At 52.0% G+C, this 16,917-nt stretch carries 13 protein-coding genes, 1 tRNA gene and 1 pseudogene; 9 read left to right on the forward strand and 6 right to left on the reverse strand.

What is annotated here, in order from left to right; translation table 11 throughout:
* Nucleotides 1-34 precede the first annotated feature (34 nt).
* Nucleotides 35-1,279, forward strand: a complete 1,245-nt coding sequence (gene frsA, locus E0L16_RS00175) for an esterase FrsA (RefSeq protein ID WP_063869152.1) — start codon at nucleotides 35-37, stop codon at nucleotides 1,277-1,279.
* Between the two features lie 56 nt (nucleotides 1,280-1,335).
* A complete protein-coding gene (gene crl / locus E0L16_RS00180; protein ID WP_063451761.1) occupies nucleotides 1,336-1,737 on the forward strand; it encodes a sigma factor-binding protein Crl in 402 nt (133 codons plus the stop codon).
* A gap of 132 nt (nucleotides 1,738-1,869) precedes the next feature.
* Here the strand turns inward: crl and phoE are convergent, their stop codons facing one another.
* Complete coding sequence (gene phoE, locus E0L16_RS00185) at nucleotides 1,870-2,922, reverse strand: phosphoporin PhoE (RefSeq protein ID WP_063869149.1); 1,053 nt, start codon at nucleotides 2,920-2,922, stop codon at nucleotides 1,870-1,872.
* 305 nt (nucleotides 2,923-3,227) lie between these two features.
* Between phoE and proB the strand changes: the two genes are divergently transcribed.
* The 3 genes from proB to E0L16_RS00200 all read left to right on the forward strand — a co-directional run bounded on the left by proB (nucleotide 3,228) and on the right by E0L16_RS00200 (nucleotide 5,783).
* Nucleotides 3,228-4,331 (forward strand): glutamate 5-kinase, encoded by a 1,104-nt coding sequence (proB, locus tag E0L16_RS00190; RefSeq protein ID WP_063451759.1) that lies wholly within the window; start codon nucleotides 3,228-3,230, stop codon nucleotides 4,329-4,331.
* Nucleotides 4,332-4,342: 11 nt separating this feature from the next.
* Nucleotides 4,343-5,596 (forward strand): glutamate-5-semialdehyde dehydrogenase, encoded by a 1,254-nt coding sequence (gene proA, locus E0L16_RS00195; protein ID WP_131636045.1) that lies wholly within the window; start codon nucleotides 4,343-4,345, stop codon nucleotides 5,594-5,596.
* A gap of 111 nt (nucleotides 5,597-5,707) precedes the next feature.
* Nucleotides 5,708-5,783 (forward strand) — tRNA-Thr (locus tag E0L16_RS00200).
* 14 nt (nucleotides 5,784-5,797) lie between these two features.
* Here E0L16_RS00200 and E0L16_RS22140 read toward each other — a convergent pair.
* A pseudogene (locus tag E0L16_RS22140) lies at nucleotides 5,798-6,121 on the reverse strand (hypothetical protein); the annotation flags it as partial.
* A gap of 290 nt (nucleotides 6,122-6,411) precedes the next feature.
* Between E0L16_RS22140 and E0L16_RS00210 the strand changes: the two are divergent.
* Nucleotides 6,412-7,425 (forward strand): acyltransferase, encoded by a 1,014-nt coding sequence (locus tag E0L16_RS00210; RefSeq protein ID WP_131636046.1) that lies wholly within the window; start codon nucleotides 6,412-6,414, stop codon nucleotides 7,423-7,425.
* A 353-nt stretch (nucleotides 7,426-7,778) separates the two neighbouring features.
* Here E0L16_RS00210 and E0L16_RS00215 read toward each other — a convergent pair whose 3' ends face one another.
* Nucleotides 7,779-9,716 (reverse strand): putative bifunctional diguanylate cyclase/phosphodiesterase, encoded by a 1,938-nt coding sequence (locus tag E0L16_RS00215; protein WP_107534771.1) that lies wholly within the window; start codon nucleotides 9,714-9,716, stop codon nucleotides 7,779-7,781.
* A gap of 17 nt (nucleotides 9,717-9,733) precedes the next feature.
* Nucleotides 9,734-10,228 carry a putative pterin-binding protein gene (locus E0L16_RS00220; RefSeq protein WP_131636047.1) on the reverse strand — a complete coding sequence of 165 codons (495 nt, stop codon included), beginning with the start codon at nucleotides 10,226-10,228 and terminating at the stop codon, nucleotides 9,734-9,736.
* 544 nt (nucleotides 10,229-10,772) lie between these two features.
* On the opposite strand from E0L16_RS00220, the gene E0L16_RS00225 reads away from it, so the two are divergent.
* Complete coding sequence (locus tag E0L16_RS00225; RefSeq protein ID WP_131636048.1) at nucleotides 10,773-11,282, forward strand: hypothetical protein; 510 nt, start codon at nucleotides 10,773-10,775, stop codon at nucleotides 11,280-11,282.
* 21 nt (nucleotides 11,283-11,303) lie between these two features.
* On the opposite strand, the gene E0L16_RS00230 is transcribed toward E0L16_RS00225, so the two are convergent.
* Both E0L16_RS00230 and E0L16_RS00235 read right to left on the reverse strand, forming a co-directional pair.
* Complete coding sequence (locus E0L16_RS00230; protein WP_131636049.1) at nucleotides 11,304-13,088, reverse strand: sensor domain-containing diguanylate cyclase; 1,785 nt, start codon at nucleotides 13,086-13,088, stop codon at nucleotides 11,304-11,306.
* 112 nt (nucleotides 13,089-13,200) lie between these two features.
* Nucleotides 13,201-14,310 (reverse strand): AI-2E family transporter, encoded by a 1,110-nt coding sequence (locus E0L16_RS00235; RefSeq protein ID WP_063451743.1) that lies wholly within the window; start codon nucleotides 14,308-14,310, stop codon nucleotides 13,201-13,203.
* A 158-nt stretch (nucleotides 14,311-14,468) separates the two neighbouring features.
* Between E0L16_RS00235 and mmuP the strand changes: the two genes are divergently transcribed.
* Both mmuP and mmuM read left to right on the forward strand, forming a co-directional pair.
* Nucleotides 14,469-15,869 carry an S-methylmethionine permease gene (mmuP, locus tag E0L16_RS00240; protein WP_131636050.1) on the forward strand — a complete coding sequence of 467 codons (1,401 nt, stop codon included), beginning with the start codon at nucleotides 14,469-14,471 and terminating at the stop codon, nucleotides 15,867-15,869.
* The gene (gene mmuM, locus E0L16_RS00245) at nucleotides 15,856-16,788 is read left to right on the forward strand and encodes a homocysteine S-methyltransferase (protein ID WP_131636051.1); all 933 of its coding nucleotides are present in this window, start codon (nucleotides 15,856-15,858) and stop codon (nucleotides 16,786-16,788) included. Before mmuP ends, mmuM begins: the two co-directional genes overlap by 14 nt.
* The last annotated feature ends 129 nt before the right edge of the window (nucleotides 16,789-16,917 follow it).

Below are 16,917 nucleotides of genomic sequence, written 5' to 3' on the forward strand. Positions count from 1 at the left end.
GGTCTACATATGACGTATCCATGGAGGCAACGCAATGACGCAGGCGAATCTCACCGAAACTCTCTTCAAACCTCGTTTCAAGCACCCTGAAACGTCGACGCTGGTGCGTCGGTTTAATCCGGGAACAATGCCTGCTGTCCAGTCAGCGTTAGACGGTAAGAACGTGCCTCACTGGTACCGCATGATTAACCGCCTGATGTGGATATGGCGCGGCATCGATCCGCGTGAAATTCTCGACGTGCAGGCGCGTATCGTGATGAGCGAGTCTGAGCGCACCGACAGCGATCTCTACGATACGGTGGTGGGCTACCGTGGTGGGAACTGGATCTATGAATGGTCGAAGCAGGCCATGCTCTGGCAGCAGAAAGCGAGCCAGGAAGAGGACGCGGCGCTCAGTGGCAAGCACTGGCTGCATGCGGCCAACCTGTACAGCATCGCTGCTTACCCACACCTTAAGGGCGACGAGCTGGCGGAGCAGGCGCAGGCGCTGGCCAACCGCGCCTATGAAGAGGCCGCCCAGCGTTTGCCTGGCCGGATGCGTGAAATTGAGTTCACCATTCCCGGTGGCAGCCCGGTAACCGGGTTCCTGCATATGCCGGAAGGCGAAGGCCCGTTCCCGACGGTTCTGATGTGCGGCGGCCTGGATTCGTTGCAAATCGATTATTACAGCCTGTATGAGCGCTACTTCGCACCAAACGGGATCGCCATGCTGACGCTGGATATGCCTTCGATCGGTTTTTCATCCAAGTGGAAGCTCACTCAGGATTCCAGCCTGCTGCACCAGCATGCGTTAAAAGCGCTGGAGAATATTCCGTGGGTGGACCACACCCGGGTGGGCGCGTTTGGTTTCCGCTTCGGCGCTAACGTGGCGGTTCGGCTGGCCTACCTTGAATCTTCCCGCCTGAAGGCCGTCGCCTGCCTTGGCCCGGTGGTGCATGCGCTGTTAAGCGATCCCGAGCGTCAGGGTAACGTTCCTGAGATGTATCTGGACGTGCTGGCGAGCCGGCTTGGCATGCATGATGCTTCAGATGAAGCGTTACGCATTGAACTTAATCGGTACTCATTAAAAACGCAGGGCTTACTGGGCCGCCGGTGCCCAACCCCAATGATGTCCGGCTTCTGGAAGAACGATCCGTTTAGCCCGGAAGAGGAGTCACGCTTAATCACGTCGTCATCTTCGGATGGCAAATTGCTGGAGGTACCCTTCAGCCCGGTGTACCAGAATTTTGACAAAGCGCTGAAAGAGATTACACGCTGGATCACGCAGAGATTGTGTTAATAGTTTGCTAAATTTCGTTGGTTTGGTAAAACAGTGCTTCACAAAAGGAGATCGCAATGACGTTACCGAGTGGACACCCGAAAAGTAGACTGATTAAGAAGTTCATGGCTCTTGGCCCGTATATTCGAGAAGAGCAGTGTGAAGAGAATCGCTTTTTTTTCGACTGCCTGGCTGTTTGCGTCAACGTGAAGCCTGCACCCGAAAAACGTGAGTTCTGGGGCTGGTGGATGGAAATGGAAGCACAGGAAAACCGTTTTACCTATAGCTATCAGTTTGGCCTGTTTAATAAAGACGGGTACTGGCAGGCGACGTCCATCAAGGATCAGGAGGTGATTGACCGCCTGGAACACACGCTTAAAGAGTTCCACGGCAGGGCGCGTGATTTGCTGGCCACCCTGGATCTGAAGCTGGAACCTGCGGATGATTTTTCCAGCGAAGCGGTGAAGCTGACTGCCTGATGATGTCACCGCGCCGGGTAGCGGCTACGCCTTGCCCGGGCTGCAAAATGTATTTTCCCGTAGGCCCGGTAAGCACAGCGCCACCGGGCACAAAAAAACCGGCTCAGCGCCGGTTTTTTTATTACCACAACATCAGAACTGGTAGGTCAAGCCCAGCGCAACGATATCATCGCTGCTTACGCCCAGTTTATTATCGTCATCGATCTGGTTGATTTTATAATCAACAAACGCAGACATATTTTTGTTGAAATAATACGTCGCACCGACGTCGATGTATTTCACGATATCTTCATCGCCGATACCTTCGATATCTTTGCCCTTAGACTGCACGTAGCCCAGAGATGGACGCAGACCAAAGTCAAATTGATATTGCGCGGCCACTTCGAAGTTTTGCGCTTTATTCGCAAAACCGCCGGAAATAGGGGCCATGTTGCGGGTTTCAGAATAGATAGCAGCCAGGTAAATATCGTTGGCATCGTATTTCAGACCGGTCGCCCAGCCTTCTGCTTTTTTACCTTCGCCGCGCGCCTGAAGGTTTTGCTCGTTGGTGCGATCGGAGCTGGCATATGCACCAATCACAGAGAAATCGCTGCCGCCAAAGTCATAGCTCAGAGAGGTACCGAAGCCGTCTCCGTTTTGTTTCTTCACGTCGCGGTTTTCATTTTTGCCCTGGTATTGCAGGGTCATATTCAGACCGTCAACCATGCCAAAGAAGTCGGTATTGCGGTAGGTAGCCAGGCCGGAGGCGCGTTTGGTCATGAAGTTATCGGTCTGTGCCAGGCCGTCACCGCCGAACTCAGGGAACATATCGGTGTAGGCGGCAACGTCATACAGCGCGCCCAGGTTACGACCGTAATCCAGAGAGCCGAAGTCTTTCAGTTTCAGGCCAGCAAATGCCAGACGTGTTTTTTGAGAAGAATCGCTTTCTGCTTTGTTACCCGCGAATTCTGCTTCCCAACGTCCGTAGCCCGTCAGCTGATCGTTAATCTGCGTTTCACCTTTAAAGCCGAAACGAACGTAAGTCTGGTCACCATCTTTAGCGTCATCATCACTGATGTAGTGCATTGCTTTTACTTTGCCGTACACGTCCAGTTTATTACCGTTTTTATTATAAACTTCTGCTGCGTGAACAGATGCGGAAGCAACTACGCCCATTACCACTAATGCCAGAGTGCTCTTTTTCATTTTCAATCCTGATTTTATACAAACGCGCTAATATTCGCTGAGCAATAAGATTCAACTTATTACCCCGTGAAAAACAGGAAGGGTTTTATCGTCCGTGGGTGAAACTTTTATGACAAAGTAAGAATATGTCTAAAAAAGTATGTTTTAATTTTTCGGTAATAAAATTGTCAAAATCTGCCGCTACGCTTCCTGATCCCGCGCAACAAAGTGACGGGTGATGTGCTAAGGCAGTTGGCAACGGGGCTGACACCTGTTAAAACGTCTGACTGACATCATTTTCCCTTATTGTTGAACGGCAGAGAATCATGAGTGACAGCCAGACGCTGGTGGTAAAACTCGGTACCAGTGTGTTAACGGGCGGATCGCGCCGCCTGAATCGTGCCCATATTGTTGAGCTTGTACGTCAGTGTGCTCAGTTGCATGCCGCAGGGCATCGTATTGTGATTGTGACCTCCGGGGCGATTGCCGCCGGGCGTGAACACCTGGGCTACCCCGAACTCCCCGCGACGATCGCCTCCAAACAGCTGCTGGCCGCCGTGGGACAAAGCCGACTCATCCAGCTCTGGGAACAACTGTTCTCCATCTACGGCATTCACGTGGGGCAGATGCTGCTGACGCGCGCGGATATGGAAGACAGAGAACGTTTCCTTAACGCCCGCGATACGCTGCGCGCGCTGCTGGATAACAATATCGTTCCGGTCATCAACGAAAACGACGCAGTGGCCACCGCTGAAATCAAAGTGGGCGATAACGATAACCTCTCTGCGCTGGCGGCGATATTGGCAGGGGCCGATAAGCTACTGCTTCTGACCGATCAGCAGGGGCTGTTTACCGCTGACCCGCGTTCCAATCCACAGGCAGAACTGATCAAAGACGTTCACGGCATTGATGACGCGCTGCGCGCCATCGCGGGTGACAGCGTTTCTGGGCTGGGCACCGGCGGTATGGGCACCAAGCTCCAGGCCGCGGACGTGGCGTGCCGGGCCGGTATCGACACTATTATTGCCGCAGGCAGCCGCCCTGGCGTCATTGGTGACGTGATGGAAGGCATCTCTGTGGGCACACGCTTCCACGCCCAGGCCTCCCCGCTGGAAAACCGAAAACGCTGGATCTTTGGCGCGCCTCCGGCTGGCGAACTGACCGTGGATGAAGGCGCTACTGCCGCTATTCTGGAAAGAGGAAGCTCATTACTTCCAAAAGGAATTAAAAGCGTGACAGGTAACTTCTCGCGTGGTGAAGTGATCCGAATCCGTAACCTTGAAGGTCGCGACATCGCTCATGGCGTCAGTCGTTATAACAGCGACGCGCTGCGTCGGATTGCGGGTCACCACTCCCAGCAGATCGACGCCATCCTGGGTTATGAATATGGCCCGGTTGCTGTGCATCGCGACGACATGATTATTCGTTAAGGAGCCTGAACATGCTGGAACAAATGGGCGCAGCCGCGAAAGCCGCCTCTTATAAACTGGCGCTCCTTTCCAGCCGCGAGAAAAACCGCGTGCTGGAAAAAATCGCTGATTATCTGGAATCTCAGTCGCAGGAGATCCTGCTCGCTAACGAACAGGATCTGCTGGAAGCGCGCCGCAACGGCCTGAGCGAAGCGATGCTCGACCGCCTGGCGCTAACCCCGGCGCGTCTGAAAGGTATCGCCGACGACGTCCGTCAGGTGTGCAACCTCGCAGATCCGGTAGGGCAGGTGATTGACGGTGGCGTGCTCGACAGCGGGTTACGTCTGGAGCGTCGCCGTGTGCCGCTCGGCGTCATCGGCGTGATTTATGAAGCCCGTCCAAACGTTACGATGGATGTCGCCTCCCTGTGCCTGAAAACCGGTAACGCCGCCATTCTGCGCGGCGGGAAAGAGACCTGGCGCACCAACGCCGCTACGGTCAACGTCATTCAGCAGGCGCTGGAAGAGTGCGGCTTACCGGCGGGCGCCGTGCAGGCAATCGAAAGCCCCGATCGTGCGCTGGTGAACGAGATGCTGCGCATGGACAAATACATCGACATGCTGATCCCACGTGGCGGCGCGGGCCTGCATAAGCTGTGTCGTGAGCAGTCGACGATCCCGGTGATCACCGGCGGTATTGGCGTGTGCCATATCGTGGTGGATGACACCGCAGAAATCGCACCTGCGCTTAAGATCATCGTCAACGCCAAAACCCAGCGCCCAAGCACCTGTAATACGGTGGAAACGCTGCTGGTGCATCAGGGTATCGCCAGTACTTTCCTGCCTGCGCTGAGCAAGCAGATGGCAGATAGTGGCGTCACGCTGCATGCGGACGAGAAGGCTTTCGCCCTGCTGAAGGACGGCCCGGCGACGGTTGTTCCGGTTAACGCGGAGCAGTACGACGATGAGTATTTGTCGCTGGAACTGAACGTGAAGATGGTTGCGGATCTCGATGATGCCATTGCGCACATTCGTGAACACGGCACCCAGCATTCTGATGCGATCCTGACGCGCACCCTGCGCAATGCCGATCGTTTTGTGAATGAAGTGGATTCGTCTGCGGTTTACGTGAATGCCTCGACGCGCTTCACCGATGGCGGCCAGTTTGGTCTGGGCGCGGAGGTGGCTGTGAGCACTCAGAAGCTGCACGCCCGGGGGCCGATGGGGCTGGAAGCGCTGACCACCTACAAGTGGATCGGCTTCGGTGATGATACCATTCGTGCGTAAATAATCTCGGGTGATGCAAAAATAGCCGTTTGATTCAAAAGGGCATTGACGCATCACCCGGTTAGATCTACTCTTTTGCCCCGTGGTTACGCTCGTAACCGGCCTCTCAGGGCCGATATAGCTCAGTTGGTAGAGCAGCGCATTCGTAATGCGAAGGTCGTAGGTTCGACTCCTATTATCGGCACCAATCATATCAAACACTTACAGAACATTTAAATAAACTACGTTCTCCTCTTGTACCTTATTTGTGACATTGCAGCCAATAATCGCGTCAATTTTGCTCGCGAGCTCGGGGAGATGTCCGGCTGAAAGGTGAGCGTATCACTGGACCATTTCGATTGACTCCCATCGAACTATTTCCTGCAACAATTCCAGATTGATGATGTTCGAGCGGCTTAAGCCAGTAGAAAGCGCAAACTCTACGACTGACTTAAGCGGCTCCGGACATTCATCATTCAACCTTCTCGCCTCATGAGGTTCAAGCCGTCTGATACGTTTGTTCTTCGGTTGAGGAACTTTGAGGATTGAATCGGCACGGATCTAACAGACACCCGTAGTCATTTAAGATGACTTAAAGAGAGGTGCCCATGAGAGGTAGGCGTTATCCTGAAGAGTTTAAAAGTGAAGCGGTAAATTTCTTTACTGACTGAACGTCAGTACCGTAACGGCCTATTAGCTAGCTAACGTAGCTACAGCGGGCATAGAGAGCGTAGTAGTTAGTGTAAGCCATTGAATACTTCAAATGTGATCTGTATGTTAAATTTTCTTGAAAAAAATTAATTCTTGGTCATAACCTGCACACAAAATGTTAACATGTGTTTAATGCAATTATGGACCAACAAAGAGAATCCTGGCCAGATGCAATTCGCGCTGTTGCGTGTTTAATGGTTATCATCTTGCACAGTTCTGTGTGGTATGTGGTTTCATATGGAAAAATCCCACTTTCTGACTGGATGTCAGGGAATATAGTTGATTCGTTTGTAAGACCCTGTGTGCCGCTATTCTTTATGATTTCAGGTTATATTTTTCTTGGAGAAAAGAAAGTAAAAGCCAAGAATATATTACGAATTCTGTATTGTCTTTTATTTTATAGCGCGCTGTGCATAATTTATATGTTAGCTACCGACCGCTATAACCCGACAGAAAGAATATTAAATATACTTTCTAAGCCAGTATTTTATCACTTATGGTTTTTTTATACTTTAGTTGGTTGCTACATACTTTTCTCTTTCCTTAAGGTTAGGGATGTTGGAAAATATAGTGCTATAACTATATTATTGGTTGTGTTTGTTCTATTAAATCCATTCACTTCTAATTTATTTAAATTCATCGGGGTTAGATATTACGGAACTTTTCTTATAGATGGTGGATTCATCTATAATTTTATATATTGTGTATTAGGGTGTTTTTTTGGAAGGATGGATACCAAAAGAATTGGAGTTTTGACTCCAGTTGTAGGGTATCTTATTTTTTCAATGCTTACAGCATACTTTATTTACTTGCAAAGTGATAATTTCAACAAGTATGTTGGTAATTTTTACAGCGGAAGTTCTCCTTTCGTAATGGGCGCCTCGCTGTGTATTTTCATTTTCTTGAAAAACTATTACTCAGATCGTAGTGTAAATCCAGTCATAAAATTGATATCAGGTGCATCATTACCTATTTATGGTGTTCATGCCCTGGTTTTAGATTATTTTGTAATGAGAGGTTATCGATCTTTAGATAAACCAGTATTGGATATGTTTTTAATGTCAATTTCCGTTTTCTTATTATCTTTACTAATAGCATTTTCAATAAAGGCAGTTGACAGAAATAAACTGGTTTCATAACAAGGTAAAATCCTGGGGGAGTTTGACTCCCCCATTTTATTTAAACACATATCTTTTAGTGCCATTTATCCATGTGATATTTATCCCTGTATGGTGGTAAATTTAATATCGCTCATTAGAAACTACTGGTGGTATATTATTTGAATATACTAAAAAAATTATTTTCTCGTCCGGCCTGGAAGGTTGGGTAGCTGATTATCGGATGATGACATTCTCCAGCACCAAAGCCTCGGATTGAGTTAAAAGATATTTACGCGGTGAATAATAACACCTGATTTTGGTAAGTGAATAGCCAGAGCTGAAAAGTGTGATCCCGATAGGGGATCACATATTTAGCTGGTTGAGCAAAGAGATCATTCCAGGCCGTGCTTAATTTTGCTGTCCACCTGAGGCTGTGGTTTGCTGAAAAGATACCCTTGCACCAGCTCGCAACCCAAAGCCTGAAGGCGCTCAAGCTGCTCTTCGGTCTCAACACCCTCGGCAATAACACCCATGTTAAGGCTTTTAGCCATCCCGGTAATAAGTTTTACAATATTAAGCGCATCGTCTTGCGTAGATATCGGATTGACAAAAGATTTATCGATTTTGATTTTATCAAAATTCAGTTCACTGAGTCGTGAGAGCGACGAGTATCCCGTGCCAAAATCATCGATGGAAATTCTTACGCCCAATGAGCGTAGCTTTTTGAGAATGGTAATAGGATTATTTCTGTCGCTGAAGAGTGATGACTCTGTGACCTCTAACTCAAGACGGTTAGCCGGTAGCCCGGTCTCTGTCAGAACGGACTGCACCGTACTAATAAATGATTTGCTGCCCAACTGGACAGGCGAGACGTTAACGGAGATCCTCGCCGGAACCGCCCAGGAGACCGCTTCCCTACAGGCCAGTTTGAGTACGGTTTTGCCTATCTCGTTGATCATGCCCGTTTTTTCAGCAGCGAAAATAAAGCTATCAGGAGAGAGCATTCCTTTTACAGGATGCATCCAGCGAATCAGCGCTTCATAGCCGTAAATTTCCTTGCTGATGGAATTCACAATAGGCTGGTAATAAACAATAAACTCATTGTTCTCTATCGCCTTGGCCATATCGTTTTCAAGCGTTCTGCTCTCCTGCAACTTCTGAAGCATTCGCTGGCGGAAAACTTTAATCTGCTGTGAGCCTGCCTTTTTGGCCTCATAGAGCGCCAGATCGGCAAACTTATAAAGATAATCAGCGCGTCGTTCATTATCTGATAAAACAATGCCCACGCAGGTGGCAATTTTTATAAGCTGGTTATTAATTGTGTAGGGCTTGCTGATATTCTCGCTGATTTCTCTTGCGCGCGAAACGGCTTCGCTTTCGGTTAATCCGCTGGCTAAAAAAGCAAACTCGTCTCCGCCTAAACGGTAAAAGGTGTCTGAAATACTGCTCATGGCGGTCAGTCGTCTGGATACCTGGCGTAACAGTAAGTCGCCAGCATCATGACCATAGGTGTCGTTGACCTCTTTGAACCGGTCTAAATCAAATAACATCACCGTGACGGGAATATGATTTTCCTCGGCCTCAAGATTAAGTTTGCTGAGATCATCCCAGAAGTAGAGTCGGTTTTTCATGCCGGTGAGGGAATCATGGTAAACGTCATACTCCAGTTTTGAATTTTGTACCTGTAGGGTCTCTTTAGATAACTGGAGTTCTTCTGCCAGACTTTCAACCTGCCTGTGCGCTTTCAGAATATTTTTATTTTGATAAATTGTTAAAAAGCCCAGAATAATACTCAGGATGATCAGCAGTAAAGAGAGAGCGGAGTAAATATAATACAGGATCTGTATTTTATGGTTGGTGCTGTTAATCGTGCTAATATCTTTCGTTAACGCGCTTGATGATAGCTGGCTGAGCGGAGCGTCCAGTAAATGCATGGTATGCAGGTATGTTTTTACGTCCGAATGGCTCATTTTTTCGAGGTTACCATCCAGATAGGTAAGTATTTGATCGAGCCTTAACGCGAGGTCACGATGCGCCTGAACGTTTTTAACGTAATGCCCTAAATCCCCCTCCTTAAACAGATCGTTCTGGCTTAGCATAATTTCCAGGCGCATGCGGACCTGGTCTATCGTAACGTCGTCGGAATCGGTTGCGTACAGACCAAGCCATGATTCAAAGCGATAATATTCGGATACCAGTTGGGCGACAGACCATGACTCCGTGTAATGAGTCAGTTTTTGGAGCTCCTGCTGTCGATCGTAAACCAGAAAAGCAATATATCCAGTCGTGATAAAAAGAGAAAAAATGATACCAACCAGTATCCTGTTCATTATGTTCTCCTGAACTGCTATTCAATCTTCATCTTGCTGACCTGCCATGCCGAGCGCGAGTAATATATTTGGTTATTTAATTCAGGAAGACTGTCATAAGGATATACGATGAATGCCGGGCCTTTATCGCGAATGCGCATATATTCGCCATTAACCTTTAAAGCGAGTATGGCATTGTATTTTTTGAAGTCGCTGAGCGGGATGGCTGTCGCGTAATCATTAAGCGCAATAACATTGACCACGTTACCCTTGGCACCCACATAATCCATGAGTTTGCTCATCGGAACACCCTCAAACTTAGTGCGGCCATTGTACCAGGGAGATGACGTCTGGAAGCTCACCATACCGAGTTTTTCAAGGCTGGCGATATCAAACACGGCTTTTCCACTTTCATTCGTGTTCTCAATATTCCCGTAAATGGTTAAAATGGGTTTACCAGCAGGTTTTGGCAACTCAGCACCCAGGGTGACGCTTTGCACTAAAAAGCAGCACAGCAGTAAGATTAATCGCATTTCAGCCTCCACGTTTTATCATAAGTATAAGAATTATAATTTAGTTATCCTACTAGTTTATATATTTTCTCTCCCCCCACGTTTATCCATCATGGGCAGGATGTTAAAACGCCACCCGTCGGGTGGCGCAGGGGTATTTAACGATTATTCGGTTGGTCAGCAAAGCCGTTCTGCCGGGGTGAACTGACGCAGGCTTTAGCTTGTGCATCAATCTGGATCCCGGCTGATGGCCAGGCCAACACCTGTCGTTGCGCCTGTAACCAGTGCATTATTACCGCTGAGTTGAAGATCCATAATTTTTACTTTCTGATGATGCGTGAGGGCGCTTTACTCATTGTTCTGCGGGGAATAAATTAGCGGAAATGAAAAACATTCGTTTGTGAAAGCGTAGAACGATCCAAAAATGTGATTGTCCTGGCGATGCCGGCGTCTTCATTACCGTTGCTGAACATGGCTCATTTACTGCCGCAGCGTCGTCAGTCGGCAGCCACCCGAGCGATGATTAATCTTCTTACCGCAGATGCATGACAAGGAACCGTCCATCATGAAAAAAGATAGCTATGCCTTTTTAATTCCACTCATCGTTGGCGGGTTGGCATTGATATTTGGCTTTGTTGTCTGGTCAATCAAGATTTACCGCGTGACATTCCTTACGGTCCTGGGGGAGCAGTATCTTGCGGCTGGGACATTGCTGCTGCCGCTGGTGGCGATGGTGATATTCATCGCGAAGAGGGTATTTAAAGACAAAACCATCGTTGATGTTGTCAAAATGTATCTCGGCCTCATCATCTTCAGCCTGCCAGTTGCCATTTTCGTCATCTTTACCGCTGCCTGGCTACTGGGCGGAGAATACTCTGCCTGGAGCCAACCTTACCGGTATGAATCCGGAAGCCGAAATCGTTGTTCGGGGGCGGCAGTTTATGAGCCGGAACTCAAGAGAGAGATCCGCATCTGTTATCCGCAGGGATATTATTTAATCGATGGCACCCTGTACGTGGAAAAGCGGAGCAATTCGCTGGGTATGGTGGTGCTTTGGGCGATCGCGCGCTCCTGAACCTGGACACGAATAACCCCGTTAGCCCGCCTCCAGCATCCCAAAGCTGACAATCCGCGAGCGCCCCAGCTCTTTCGCCCGATATAACGCAACGTCCGCCGCGCGCAGCAGGTTATCGCCCTGGGCGTGCTGCGGATAGCTGGCGATCCCGATCGACACATCCACCGGGCCAATCTCCGAAAGCCCGTAGCGTAGCGAAAGGGCATGCACACCGTTGTAGATCTCCGTTGCGGCGGCGTGCGCTGCTTCCTCATCCGCCCCGGTAAGAAGCGCCAGAAACTCTTCGCCACCGTAGCGGAAGGCCAGCCCGGTATCGTGCACCGTCCGTTGAATAATGGATGCCACGCTTTTGATCACCAGGTCGCCGGCCTCATGACCAAAGCGGTCATTAATGCTCTTGAAGTGATCGATATCAATCATCAGGCAGCTTACCGGCTCCTCGTTACGCACGGCCTGCTTCATTTGAGTACGTAACGTATCTTCCAGATGGTGGCGATTACGCAGCCCCGTCAGGGGATCGAACAGGGCTTTTTCCAGCAGCGCATCGCGCAGCCGCTGGTTGGCCAGCGCCAGTCCCAGCGCCTCGGCCATCAGTTCCAGATAGGCGCGGGACGGCGCAGTTTCAGGCGTGATGTTCTGGAATGAGAGCAATCCAATCGCCTCGCCCTGAGCAATTAAGGGAACGCACAGCGATTGCTGTGCCTGTGATTCAGGCAGATGATAACAGCCGATATCCGGCTCGCCGTTCACCGGCGGATGGCTTTGGCCACGCCGGACGGCCCAGCATTCGTCTGGATGGAACGGCTTTTTATCCCCTTCGGGCGACAGCCATTCGGCCGCACAGCGCATCTGCCAGGGATCGCGTTCCAGAATATACAGACGCCCGGAAACGCCCGGTGCGATATTGGGCGCAAACAGCTCCGCCACGTTCATCACGTCGGCAAAGTTTTCACAGCCCTGCAACCGCTGGGTCATTCGCGCCAGCAGTTCGCGGATGGCCCAGTCAGCATCGCGCTCTTTTTCCAGCCGCTGCCTTGCCAGTCCGTTCTCGCGGAAGATGCGGATGGCCTGTGCCATATCGCCGATTTCATCAACCTGGGTGAAGTTCGGCGTTTCGACGGCGTAATCCTGCGATGCCAGACGGTGCACCACGTCACTCAGACGCACCACCGGACGGAGTACGCGGCGCTTGAGGATAAAGCCCATTACAAACAAGAAGAGCAGGGCAGTCAGGCCGACCATCACCTCCGAGGCAGTTCGAAGCGTTTTGGACGTTTTGGTTGCGGCCTGCACGTCGGCAATAATGCGCTTGTCCAGCAGCACGCGAAAGCGTTCGATATTGTTGTGAGCCCGTTCGAGTTCCCGCTCATAGCTCTTACCAAAAAGCAGCGCAACGGCCTGCTGTTCCTCGCCCCGGGCGATGCCGTCAATGGCTGACTGCTGTTCATCCTGGAGTTCGTCTACAATTTTCAGTCCGTCGTACAGCAGCGCCAGCTCTTCACCCGATGCCCCGGTGTTTTTGAGCTGTCGCAGCGTGTGTTCAATATTTTTCAGCTCGGCTTCTTTCGCCTGATATTTCTCAAGCACCTCGGGCTCTTTTTGGATGACGTAAAGTCGCGCCAGATCGGAGAGCATCCAGGTGTCTGTCTCGATCTCCTCCGTCAGCTGATCGAAGACCTGGCGTTGTTTAACGGCTTCACGTTCGATGTTATCGGCATGGGAAGCCATCAGCATGACGATGCCGGAGGCAATGGTCAGGCACACCGTGACGCCATAAGCCCAGTTTGTGATCGTGGCGATTCGCACCTGTTGGTTTCCTCTGCGACAAAAATGGAAGAGCGTTCATTCAGATTATAGAAAACCGCTGATTTATGGCGAAAAAAAAGGCGACCTGGGGCCGCCTTACAGAATGTCTGCTTTAGAGATCCGGAGGGTTTCTTCCCTCTTCGATAAAGTCTGCGTCAAGCTCCTCGGCATTGCCTTCGTGATCGCGCCCGGAGAAAAGGTTCCAGCAGGCGATAAACAGGGCGGCAATCAGCGGCCCAATCACAAAGCCGTTAATCCCGTACAGCTCCATACCACCCAGCGTGGTGATCAAAATCAGGTAGTCCGGCATTTTGGTGTCTTTGCCCACCAGCAGCGGACGCAACAGGTTGTCCACCAGCCCGACGATAATGACGAAGAAGCCCACAATGAACAGGCCCTGCCACAGCTGGTGGGTGGCGAACAGGAAGATGGCGGCAGGAACCCAGACGATGGCCGACCCGACGGCAGGCACCAGAGAGAGGAATGCCATCAGCGCGCCCCACAGTACGCTGCCGTCAATACCCACGATGGCAAAGGCGATACCGCCGAGCGTACCCTGAACCACCGCCACGACCGCCGTGCCTTTTACCGTGGCGCGCGACACGCCGACAAACTTAGCGAACAGGTGCTGTTTGGCGAAGTCAGACAGCGGCAGCGAGTCGAGGATCTGGCGCACCAGATACGGCCCGTCCTTCAGCAGGAAAAACAGCAGATAGAGCATAATGCCGAAGCTAATAGCAAAGCCGAACGTTCCTTTACCAATCAGGAACGCGCTGCCCGCCAGATACTGTCCGCCCTGTAACGCGACATCAGAAAGTTTTTTCTGGATCTGCGCGGCGTTGGTGAGGTTGTGATCCGCCAGGAAGCCGCTGGCCCAGTCCGGCAGGCGGTTGAAGATACCGGCGATCACTTCCGGGAACTGCGTATTGTTCTGTTGCAGCTTGGTGTAAACCATGTTCAGTTCCACCGCGAGCGATGAAAGGATCACCATCAACGGAATAAACACAATCAGGCAGATAATGCCGAGAGTGAGGAGTGAAGCCAGCCCGTTGCGATCGCCCAGCGCGGTACGCAGTTTGTTTTTCACCGGGTTGAAAATGATGGTCAGGATCGCGGCCCACAGAATCGCCGAGAAATAGGGAGACAGCACGTCAAAGAAGGCCCAGGTAACAAGGGCCAGGATAAGAATAAAGAAACCTTTGGTCAGTCCGTTAAAGCGCATAGTAAGTCCTGGTGAAGAAGAAACTGTGTCGACTATAGAACTGATTTAGGGATTTACCAATAATTGCGCTGAAGTCGCGGTGGGTGGCTTTTTGTTAACAATCGCGGTATAACACCTCTTCTTTGGATGTTTAGATGTCCATACGTTTAGAAGGTAACATGCAAACACAACAAGAAAACGGGCAGCTTAAGCGCACCATGAAAACCCGCCACCTGATTATGCTCTCGCTGGGTGGCGTTATCGGCACAGGGTTATTCTTCAATACCGGATACATCATTTCGACAACCGGCGCGGCGGGCACGCTGCTGGCGTACCTGATCGGTGCGCTGGTGGTCTGGCTGGTGATGCAGTGTCTGGGCGAACTGTCCGTGGCGATGCCGGAAACCGGTGCATTTCACGTCTATGCCGCCCGCTATCTCGGCCCGGCGACGGGGTATACCGTGGCGTGGCTCTACTGGCTCACCTGGACGGTGGCGCTGGGATCGAGCTTTACCGCAGCCGGTTTCTGCATGCAGTACTGGTTCCCGCAGGTTCCCGTCTGGACGTGGTGCGTGGTCTTTTGCGCGGTGATTTTTGGCCTTAACGTGATTTCCACGCGCTTTTTTGCCGAAGGGGAATTCTGGTTCTCGCTGGTGAAAGTCATCACTATCGTCGCCTTTATTATTCTCGGTGGCGCGGCCATCTTTGGCTTTATCCCGATGGCGGACGGCTCTGCCGCGCCGGGGCTAAGGAACATTACCGCCGAAGGCTGGTTCCCGCACGGCGGTCTGCCGATCCTGATGACCATGGTGGCGGTCAACTTTGCCTTCTCCGGGACGGAACTTATCGGCATCGCGGCAGGGGAGACGGAAAATCCGCACAAGGTCATTCCGGTTGCTATTCGCACCACCATCGCGCGGCTCATCATCTTCTTTATCGGCACCGTGTTTGTGCTGGCGGCGCTGATCCCCATGCAGCAGGCTGGCGTGGAGAAAAGCCCGTTCGTGCTGGTTTTTGAAAAGGTCGGCATTCCCTATGCGGCCGATATCTTTAACTTCGTGATCCTGACGGCGATCCTCTCGGCGGCGAACTCGGGCCTGTACGCCTCTGGCCGTATGCTGTGGTCACTGTCTAACGAGAAAACGCTGCCGCGCTGCTTTGCCCGCGTCAACAAAAACGGCGTGCCGCTGACGGCGCTCTCCGTGTCCATGCTGGGCGGCGTGCTGGCGCTGTTCTCCAGCGTGGTCGCGCCGGATACGGTGTTTGTGGCCCTGTCAGCCATTTCCGGTTTTGCGGTGGTGGCGGTGTGGATCAGCATCTGTGCGTCGCACTTCATGTTTCGTCGCCGTCACGTGCAGTCCGGCCAGCCGCTATCCGCGTTGCAGTATCGCGCGCCATGGTATCCGCTGGTGCCCGTGCTCGGCTTTATTCTTTGCCTGGTCGCCTGCGTTGGTCTGTGGTTTGACCCCAGCCAGCGTATTGCCCTTTATTGCGGGCTTCCGTTTGTCGCCCTGTGTTATGGTGCGTACTACCTGACCCGAACCCTGACTACGCAGGAGCCTGAACATGTCGCAGAATAATCCGCTTACCGCCCTCCTTGAAAAACAGCCGTTTGTGGTGCTGGATGGGGCGATGGCAACGGAGCTGGAAGCGCGCGGTTGTAACCTTGCCGACAGCCTCTGGTCGGCCAAAGTGCTGATGGAAAACCCTGAACTGATCCGCGATGTGCACCTCGACTACTACCGCGCGGGTGCACAGGTGGCGATCACCGCCAGCTATCAGGCGACACCCGCAGGCTTTGCCGCTCGCGGGCTGGACGAGGCGCAATCCCGGGCGCTGATCGGCAAAAGCGTAGAGCTGGCGCGTAAGGCGCGCGAGGCGTATCTGGCGGAGAACCCACAGGCGGGCACGCTGCTGGTGGCGGGTTCCGTGGGGCCGTACGGCGCGTATCTGGCCGATGGTTCCGAGTATCGCGGCGACTACGTGCGTAGCGCTGAAGAATTTACCGCCTTCCACCGCCCCCGCGTGGAGGCGCTGCTGGATGCGGGCGCGGATCTCCTGGCCTGTGAAACGCTGCCTTCGTTCCCGGAAATCAGGGCGCTGGCCGCGTTGCTGACGGCGTATCCGCGCGCCCGGGCATGGTTCTCATTTACCCTGCGTGACAGCGAGCACCTGAGCGACGGAACGCCGCTGCGGGATGTCGTTTCTGCGCTGGAAAGCTACCCGCAGGTTGTCGCGCTGGGGATAAACTGTATCGCGCTGGAAAACACCACGGCGGCGCTGACGCATCTGCACAGCCTGACGTCGCTGCCGCTGGTCGTCTATCCGAACTCCGGGGAGCATTACGATGCGGTGAGCAAAACGTGGCATCACCATGGTGAAGCCTGCGAAACGCTGGCGGGGTATTTACCGCAGTGGCTGGCGGCGGGCGCGAAATTAATCGGCGGATGCTGCCGGACCACGCCGAAAGATATTGCTGCGCTGACGGTTCAGCGCTGAGGTCTTTCCCGGGTGGCGCTGCGCCTTACCCGGCCTACAAATTGCACGAACCGTAGGCCGGGTAAGCGCAGCGCCACCCGGCACAAACCAACCGCACAAAATTCACTATCCTTTCCCGCTTTTTTTCTA

The organism is Enterobacter quasihormaechei (assembly GCF_004331385.1).
In the GTDB taxonomy this organism is placed as follows: Bacteria; Pseudomonadota; Gammaproteobacteria; order Enterobacterales; family Enterobacteriaceae; genus Enterobacter; species Enterobacter quasihormaechei.